The following is a 7,916-nucleotide window of genomic DNA, read 5'->3' as shown; positions in this document are numbered from 1 at the left end:
ACGGCCAAGCGGATGATCTCGGGGCTGGTTTTGAAATACTTGAAAGAGGCGGGATTGGTCATGGGCAAAAGCTACGCAACACCCCTGCCCCACTCAAGCAACATTCTTCTGACAAGACCAATTCCCTGTTCATTGCCGGTTATCAGGGAAATCTAACCCAAAGCGACCCCGCCAAAATGCGCCACTGAGACTGGGGCCTGAATTGTGCTCTGAGTGTACGGTCTGCTCCGTCTCTGATTGACAGCGCACGCGCCAACGCGCGGGAATTGCGGCACAATTCCGGACCAGAAAACACAAATGAAATGAGACGGGTATGGGTGGCGGTGCTGTCAGACAGATTCTAACCAGTCTCAGTTTCCCAATAACCACGGGAACTTAGGCGGAACAGAGCTTACGCCACTCGGCGAGAGCGGCGTTGCGGATCAGCTTGAAGTTTTCGCGGGTGTAGAGGTGGCGCTCCTGGTTGAAATGGTTGTAAACGGAGGAATGAACGGCGGCGAACTTCTGCAAACTTCGCATGCGCCGGAAGCGCTGCATGGCCCGTTCTCTTCGTCGGAATGGCAGGTGCGAATTCTCAACCCGATTGTTCAACCAACGGCCTGTATGCTGCAGATCGGCCGCTCCAACCTCCCGCAACGCCGCACCGTACGAAGGGAGGCGGTCCGTCACCAGAACTTCCGGCCGACCGTAGCGCCGCATCAATTTTCTGAGGAATTTCAGAGCGGCTCGCTTGTTTCGACGTTTCGTGACCACGGCTTCCAGAACTTCGCCTTCGTGATCAACAGCGCGCCACATGTAGTGACGTTCGCCGTTGATCTTCACGAAAACCTCGTCGACATGCCACTGCCATTGCCGCCCGGATCGCAGTCTTTCCGCCCGCCGACGCCGGATTTCTGACGCGAACATCGGACCAAATCTGTTCCACCAGAAACGGATCGTCTCGTGACTTACATCAATACCGCGCTCGCGCAGCAGATCTTCGACATTCCGCAGCGACAAAGGGAAACGAACGTACATCATGACCGCCAAGCGGATAATTTCCGGGCTGCTATGAAAGTATTTGAATGGATCACACTTGGGCATGGCCAGAGGCTACGAAACCGCCCTGCCCGCCTCAACCAAATTCCTTCTGACAACACCATTGAGAATATGCAAGAAATTCTCGTTCCAATACAATACCCTCCAATCGAATGGGCAAACTGTGTAAAGATCAGATTCTTGTCAAGTTGGGCTATGCTCCATTATTGTTCCTCATAACGCCCAAATATGCACGCTCGGTCCAGTTGGGCCTACATGCCCACAGCAAGTCCCGTGCCGTTGCTCTTTGGCTTACACGGAGTGCACAGTCAGCAAGGCTCCGCGGACTGGCGAGGAAATGATGAAACATCTGGTGATTGGCTTAGTATGGGTCGCCCTTTCGGGAAATTGGGCAGAAGCTCAGGTCTCCGAATGGGGCACGAGCGGCGACTGGCATGTTCGCATAGACGCAGCGGTCGGAAACGGTTGCTACATCGAGAAGGATTTCGAAAGTGGCATCCGGCTTGCCTTCGGCTACCTGCCAGACCTCGAGGGCGGGTTCATTTCCGCGTTCAGCGCCGATTGGTTGGAAAGGCCGTTAGACGAGACGGGTAACGTGAAGTTCTTTACCTCCGAAGAGAAATTCGCCGGGGAAGTGGAAATGATGGTCCGAGACGGAATGCCCGGCGGCAGGGCCTTTTTTAACAACCCGGCATTTGCCCTAGAAATCGCCAAGCGCAGGTCTCTGCGCGTGTTGGGACCCGAGGGCGGGGAATTCGAAGTGGACCTGACCGGATCGGCGCGGGCCATCGCCGAGATGGAGCGTTGCCAAGCCGCACAAGGTTGAAGTCAATGCGGGCCCGTGCGTAGAGCAGGATCGGGCGCGGCTCGAATCTGGGCTACATCCGCAATGCAAGGCACGCGAGAGTCCGGCATGGTAATGGGTTCGGTTGCTCGCCGTTTGTTGCGCTGGACCAACTTCACAATTGGCTTGGAAAGTTGCCCGCTGATCTCGAAGGGCCAGGCGCTGCGTGCCAACGGACGACCGAGAGGGCGCGGCTCAGCCCGCAGGTCGATCGTGTCTTTCAGGTAATCGAGATCGCCTTTGGCAACCACTTGCACGCGGGCAGTCTCCAGTACAGCGTCGTTTATCGTGACTCGCCCGCTGTCAAAACGCAGCGGCGCACGTATGCAAGAGATCGGCGAAAACCCTGCACGGCGATCCGCAGAAAAAAGCCACGGTAGAACGCCCAACCCAGCGAGATCGATCAGGGTCGTGGAAACCTGCCCGGGCCCCATCTCAATCTCGGCGCTACCAGTAAGGCTGCTGGCAAAGTCCTGCGGTTCGGGAAAGCGCGCGGCAAGGTCAAACCGGCCGGTCAATGTACCTGTTGCATGCACTTTCCCGCCCAGACCATTGGTCAGCCGGCCCACGTCCCAGCCCCCTGTACTGCCGGACAATTCAATCCAGTCCGGACGGTTGAGAGCGTCTACCGTTGCAAAGAACGAAGCAAAACCGCCGCCGTAATCGACCCTGAGCGGGCCAAGCCATGCGCGTCCGTTTTTGGCCGTGAATGCACTGGCCATGTGCGAGATACCTTCCTGCCCGATGATCTTGTCGAATGTGATGTCGATCTCGGCGTCAAGGACTCGCAAGAGTTCCGCAGGATTCTTCAGAGCAGCGAGGCTCAAATCTCCCGCATCATCACCCAACACCAGCGGCTGAAAGTCCGACAGGTCTTCAACGGCGGGCGCGGGGGACGGAAGGACGAGCGGCTGGAAATCCGACAGATCCTCTTCCCTCAGTTCCGGCTCGGCTGCGGGCAACACCAGCGGCTGAAAGCCCGACAAATCCTCGCTAGCGGTGGGGTCGAGGTGTTCTTTCAACTGCACTGACCGCATCTCCAGATAAACACCGGGCTCGCGGGATACTTCCCGCACGGTACGGATCGCGTTCTGCAAATCACGAAGATACACCGCCTTGCTATTTATGGAGCCGCGCAATACCGGCGCGCCGGCGATGATGTTCAGATCGCCCATCAAGGAGATACGGGTTTCGCCAGTGCTCACTTCACCGCTGGCTTCAATCCCCTTGCTATGGCGGACCAGATCGAGGGCGACCCCGGCAGCGCCAGTATCCACGGGGGTGAGTTGCAGCGCTTCCAGAAAAGAGGCCCCGTCAGGCGCGGATAGCGCGACGGAAAGGCTTGTATCCTTAAGGGGAAACAAGCTTTCCGAGCGTAGCGAGAGGTATCCGTCCCACAGATCGCTGTCGCGTTCCTCTATTTCAAAGTCCTCCAAAACGGTCCGCCCGTCTACTTCGGTTATGTACACATGCCCAAGCAAGCGACCGAATTCATGAACGCGCTCGGGGCGCAAGGTGCGCAGGACCTGCGCGGCAGGCAGGTCGAGATCGCCTTTTACATCATATCCGCGCAGATTTAGCAGATCGTCCATGTGCCCCGCAGCGGAGAAAAACGGCTTGTCCAGCGGTCCGAGCGCAAAGGACACGTCACGTAGCGCCAACTTGCCGTCTGGCGTTCGCTTTATGTCGCCGACGCGGAAAGGACCGATATCGCTGAGATGTTCCGAAAAGGCGTTAGTCGCAAGGTTGAAATCCTCGATGGACAGCAGCTTGTCCGCGCCAACCAGACGCATTCCGAGAGCTTCGGGTCTAATGTCGCGGAGAAAGATCGCCGGCGCGGTGAGGGTTTTCTCGCCAAGAAGATCAACATCGAGTTTCAGATCGAATTCCGGCGGCTCGCCAACTTTGCGAAGAAAGCCGGCGAGTTTTACGCTTTGACCTTTTTCAAGCGTCAATAGTGTTTCGATTTCCTCGAAGTCGTACAAGCCGTGCCGACGTAAAAACCGCGCCTCGAGCCGCCCGGAGCCATGTACCTCGCCGCGTAGCGAAAGCGCCTGCAATACTGCGTTGAGGTCCTCGGTCTTGATCTCAAGCCTGCTGTCGAACCCAAGTGGGCCCAGTGATGGATCGGAATGTCCCCTCATGCTGAGATCCGTCACGCCGATACGGCTGGTGACCGAAAATGCTTCATCTTCAGGGAAAACGCCATGCAATGTCACATGCTCATCGTTTAACTTTCCGTCGAACACGAGCGCCACCTCACGCTCACCGGCTACCGCTTTCTGATCAACTCGGAAGGTATCAAGAACGAAATCGAAGACGAACCCGGTTTGGCGATTTTCTACCGCCACCTTCATGTCGGAAAAATGGATGTCACGCGTGCTCATGAAGCGGATGAGCGCCGGGCTTGCGTCCGACGATGACATGCCGCGCTTTTGGTCAATCGATTTCTGCGCCGTTCGCCAACTCGTCCTGTCGTCTTCAAGGCGGAGCAGTTCCATGCGCAGACCGTTTGCCTCGATCATTGGGAGCTGCGTCCATCCCGCCGCCCCCGTCCACGGAGCAAGGTGCAACCGTACCGTCTCCAGTGTCAGAAGCTCAGTACCCGGCATAGCCTCTGAAGGTAGCCGCAGCCCGGTGGCTTCGAGCGAAAAGGAGGGGAAAAAATCAAGGTCAACGTTTCCCTCCACCAATACCGTCTGACCAAGCAAATCTGTCAGAAAATCAGCAGTAAGCGCATTGCGCCACGAACGGAAGCTGCTGCTCTCCAGCACAAATGCGAGACTTGCGACGAACCCTGCAAGAAAGACTGCGCTTAAACGGATAAGTCGACGATTTATTCTCATGGCTCAAGGGGGTTCAATCTGCAAAAGCGACTTGTTTTCTCATACGAATTTCAGCTTATTCCGGCTCCGTTCATTTGTATAGCGGTGTCGGTCTATGTAGATCTTCATCTATCACTCTTCGTTGGATTGGTTTAAAGCTGCGCATGAGCTTTCGCACGCCTTCGGGCATTGCAGGTTGAAATTGACCTCGACCGTTGCGCTGCCTCGTTCGGCGAAATCGGGGCAGTGGCATTTGAACGTGTTCGTGCGTACTGACGGGCCTTCAGTCTGGCTGTTTCCGCAGCGGTCACCGCTTCGGTCCCACGAAAAAAGCAGTCCCAATCTAGCGACTGCCGAAGCGCTCGGATTTTTGTCCGGGACTGAGCATCTGATCGAGAAAATTTCGTGTGCTTTCACGATAACATGAGTGCAAAGCGGTCCTGCTATTGTTAACTTGGACTCGACGGCACAGCCCGGCGCTCTTGCCGACGTTGTGCCGGATTTGATATGTAAATGATATCTTTTTAAGCGCACGAGGAGCCACATACGTGATCAAGCGAACTTTGCTAGTTTTCACCTCGCTTGCCACTACCGTTTTTGCCAGTGAAACACGGTCGCTTGGCGCCCATGAACACGGCGTCGGCGTATTGAATATCGCGGTGGACGACACCACGGTTTTCATGGAGTTTCACGCTCCTGGAGCCGATATCGTCGGTTTCGAGTATGCGGCGGTGAACGCTGAGGATCGCAATGCCATAGACACGGCCTTAGCGACACTTGCCCGTCCACTTAAACTCTTCATCCTGCCGGCCGCCGCAGAATGCAGCGTAGTGCAGGCCAGCGCCGAGTTGGAAGGCGAAGGTGCACATGGCGAGCAGCATGCGCATGAAGAAGATCATGCCCACGAACATGATGAACACGGCGCGAACGAAGCAGGTCACACAGAGTTTCACGCCGAATACACCCTGACCTGTGCCAATGCAGACGCAATTACCGAAATCTCGTTTGGTTACTTCGACACCTTCTCGAACGCTCGAGAGTTGGAGGTGCAGATCGTTTCGGAGACGGGTGCACAAGCATTTGAAGTTGAGCGCGATGAGCCGACGCTGGACCTGCGTGGCTTCTTCTGAGCTTGCTGGGAGGCGGCAACATAGACCTCAAGAATGTCCGCTTCCGTTGGCCGGGGCGGAAATCCTTTGGTATTTCGGTCTCGGCTCTATCCGTGCGGGCGGGCGAAACCGTCCTGCTTCTTGGTGAGAGCGGTTCGGGAAAATCGACGCTTCTATCTCTGATCGGCGGAACCATCATTGCAGACAGGGGAATTGTGACCGTGTCAGGGATTGATCTCAAGACACTGTCAAGTGGGAAGCGCGACAGGTTCAGAGCGGAAAATATCGGTGTCATCTTTCAGCAATTCAACCTGTTACCCTTCGCATCGGTTATCGACAATATCCTGCTGCCCCTTCGCTTCGCTCCCGAACGTAGAAGTCGTTGCCTGGATGAAAATAGGGACGCCGCCAATCTTTGCAGTGCCCTTGGACTGCCAGACGGCATCGTATCCAGCAAGGCCGCGAAGCTTAGCGTAGGTCAGCAACAGCGTGTCGCCGTCGCACGCGCCCTGATCGGTCAACCGCCAATCCTGGTTGCAGATGAGCCAACCTCTTCACTCGACGAGACATCGCAAGCGACCTTTTTGGATCTGATGTTTGAGCAAGTCCGCGCACAGAACTCGACCCTTTTGATGGTCAGCCATGACCCACGTCTGGCCGAGAGATTCGACCGAGTGGTGCGCATGTCCGATACCGTAGAGACCGACAGGCAAGCCGCGTGATCTTGCGGATCGCCTTCGGCTCGTTGATGGCACGCGCTCTGACCGTCGCCATGACGATACTCGCAATCGGCTTGTCGGTTGCGCTGTTCCTTGGCGTGGAAAAAGTGAGGACTGGAGCAAAGACGAGTTTCGCGGATACGATCTCTGGCACCGATCTGATCGTTGGGGCGCGCTCGGGATCGGTGCAGCTTCTTCTTTATTCCGTGTTCCGCATTGGCAACGCGACAAACAACGTGACCTGGGAAAGTTATCAAGACATCGCGGCGCGTGCGGATGTTGACTGGATCGTTCCCATATCGCTCGGCGACAGCCATCGCCAGTTCCGGGTCATGGGAACGAGTGCAGCCTTTTTCGAGCACTACAAGTACCGGAACGGGCAAGATCTGGCCTTCGAATCTGGTGTCATCCTCGATGATCTCTTCGACACGGTCATTGGATACGATGTCGCCCGGACACTGGGGTACTCGATAGGCGATCCAATTATCATCGCGCACGGGCTCGCTTCTTTTACCGAACACAGGGATCAGCCCTTTCGCGTGTCCGGCATCCTGCAAAAAACTGGCACCCCCGTTGATCGGACAGTGATCGTCTCAATGGAGGCCATCGAAGCGATCCACGTTGATTGGCAGAGCGGCGCAAGGATGCCCGGCCAGACCACACCGCAGGAGGCTATCCGCCAGATGGACCTGACGCCGAAAGCCATCACTGCAGCACTTGTCGGGGTGAATAGCCCGATACAAACATTCGCGTTGCAGCGCGCCATCAATGAATACCCCGAGGAGCCCTTGCTTGCGATCTTACCGGGCGTGGCCCTTCAAGAGTTATGGGGGATCGTTGGTGTCGCAGAGACTGCATTATCTGCTGTGTCTGTCATGGTTGTCGCTACCGCGCTCATCGGCATGATGGCGACGATTTTTTCCAGTCTCAACGAGCGCAGGCGCGAAATGGCGATTTTTCGGGCTGTGGGAGCCAGCCCAGCGGCAATTATGGGGCTCCTTGTCTTCGAAGCAATACTGACTGCAACTGCGGGAGCCATGTTGGGTTTGGGCATGCTCTATCTCGGCCTGGTCGTGGCGCAGCCGATGATTGACAGCGCCTTCGGCCTGTTCATCCCGATCGATCCGCCAGCTTTCAAGGAACTGCTCGTCCTGATTTCGGTGGTCGCTGCTGGTGCAGGCGTAAGCCTCGTCCCAGCCTTGCGCGCCTACCGCTTGTCTTTGGCTGACGGCATGACGGTGAAAACATGAAGCACTTGCACAGGGCCGCAGAGGCCAGTGGGCCGCGAAGCGATGTCCGGTTGCTGATTGGTCCTGATCCCGGAGACAGAGCGCATAGCGATGTGCGCAATGATGCTACTAACCGCCGGAAACTATGGTAC

General features: G+C 56.5%; 7 protein-coding genes. 5 read left to right on the top strand and 2 right to left on the bottom strand.

Translation table 11 applies throughout. The features are described 5' to 3' along the window. On the top strand, positions 1-188 hold a 188-nt coding region (locus tag LCM21_RS10330), incomplete at its 5' end, for a hypothetical protein (RefSeq protein ID WP_224890517.1). A 187-nt stretch (positions 189-375) separates the two neighbouring features. Here the strand turns inward: LCM21_RS10330 and LCM21_RS10325 are convergent. Next, positions 376-1,083 (bottom strand): IS6 family transposase, encoded by a 708-nt coding sequence (locus LCM21_RS10325; protein WP_224890516.1) that lies wholly within the window; start codon positions 1,081-1,083, stop codon positions 376-378. Positions 1,084-1,375: 292 nt separating this feature from the next. Here LCM21_RS10325 and LCM21_RS10320 point away from each other — a divergent pair, with 292 nt between their 5' ends. Beyond that, positions 1,376-1,864, top strand: a complete 489-nt coding sequence (locus LCM21_RS10320; RefSeq protein WP_224890515.1) for a hypothetical protein — start codon at positions 1,376-1,378, stop codon at positions 1,862-1,864. A 2-nt stretch (positions 1,865-1,866) separates the two neighbouring features. Here LCM21_RS10320 and LCM21_RS10315 read toward each other — a convergent pair whose 3' ends face one another. Further along, positions 1,867-4,728 carry an AsmA family protein gene (locus LCM21_RS10315; protein WP_224890514.1) on the bottom strand — a complete coding sequence of 954 codons (2,862 nt, stop codon included), beginning with the start codon at positions 4,726-4,728 and terminating at the stop codon, positions 1,867-1,869. Positions 4,729-5,255: 527 nt separating this feature from the next. Here LCM21_RS10315 and LCM21_RS10310 point away from each other — a divergent pair. The 3 genes from LCM21_RS10310 to LCM21_RS10300 all read left to right on the top strand — a co-directional run bounded on the left by LCM21_RS10310 (position 5,256) and on the right by LCM21_RS10300 (position 7,785). Further along, the gene (locus tag LCM21_RS10310) at positions 5,256-5,837 is read left to right on the top strand and encodes a DUF2796 domain-containing protein (protein ID WP_319003910.1); all 582 of its coding nucleotides are present in this window, start codon (positions 5,256-5,258) and stop codon (positions 5,835-5,837) included. A gap of 92 nt (positions 5,838-5,929) precedes the next feature. Continuing rightward, positions 5,930-6,538 (top strand): ABC transporter ATP-binding protein, encoded by a 609-nt coding sequence (locus LCM21_RS10305; RefSeq protein WP_404818123.1) that lies wholly within the window; start codon positions 5,930-5,932, stop codon positions 6,536-6,538. After that, on the top strand, positions 6,535-7,785 hold the full coding sequence (locus LCM21_RS10300; protein ID WP_093964986.1) for an ABC transporter permease: 1,251 nt from the start codon (positions 6,535-6,537) through the stop codon (positions 7,783-7,785). Before LCM21_RS10305 ends, LCM21_RS10300 begins: the two co-directional genes overlap by 4 nt. Positions 7,786-7,916: the final 131 nt, after the last annotated feature.

The organism is Ruegeria profundi, from assembly GCF_020171505.1.
Taxonomy (GTDB): Bacteria; Pseudomonadota; Alphaproteobacteria; order Rhodobacterales; family Rhodobacteraceae; genus Ruegeria; species Ruegeria profundi.
This window is presented reverse-complemented; position numbering and strand designations above follow the sequence as displayed.

Excerpts from the sequence above, each read along its gene's own strand:
- LCM21_RS10320 (WP_224890515.1), top strand. The coding sequence starts at position 1,376 with ATGATGAAACATCTGGTGATTGGCTTAGTATGGGTCGCCCTTTCGGGA.
- LCM21_RS10315 (WP_224890514.1), bottom strand. The coding sequence starts at position 4,728 with ATGAGAATAAATCGTCGACTTATCCGTTTAAGCGCAGTCTTTCTTGCA.
- LCM21_RS10325 (WP_224890516.1), bottom strand. The coding sequence starts at position 1,083 with ATGCCCAAGTGTGATCCATTCAAATACTTTCATAGCAGCCCGGAAATT.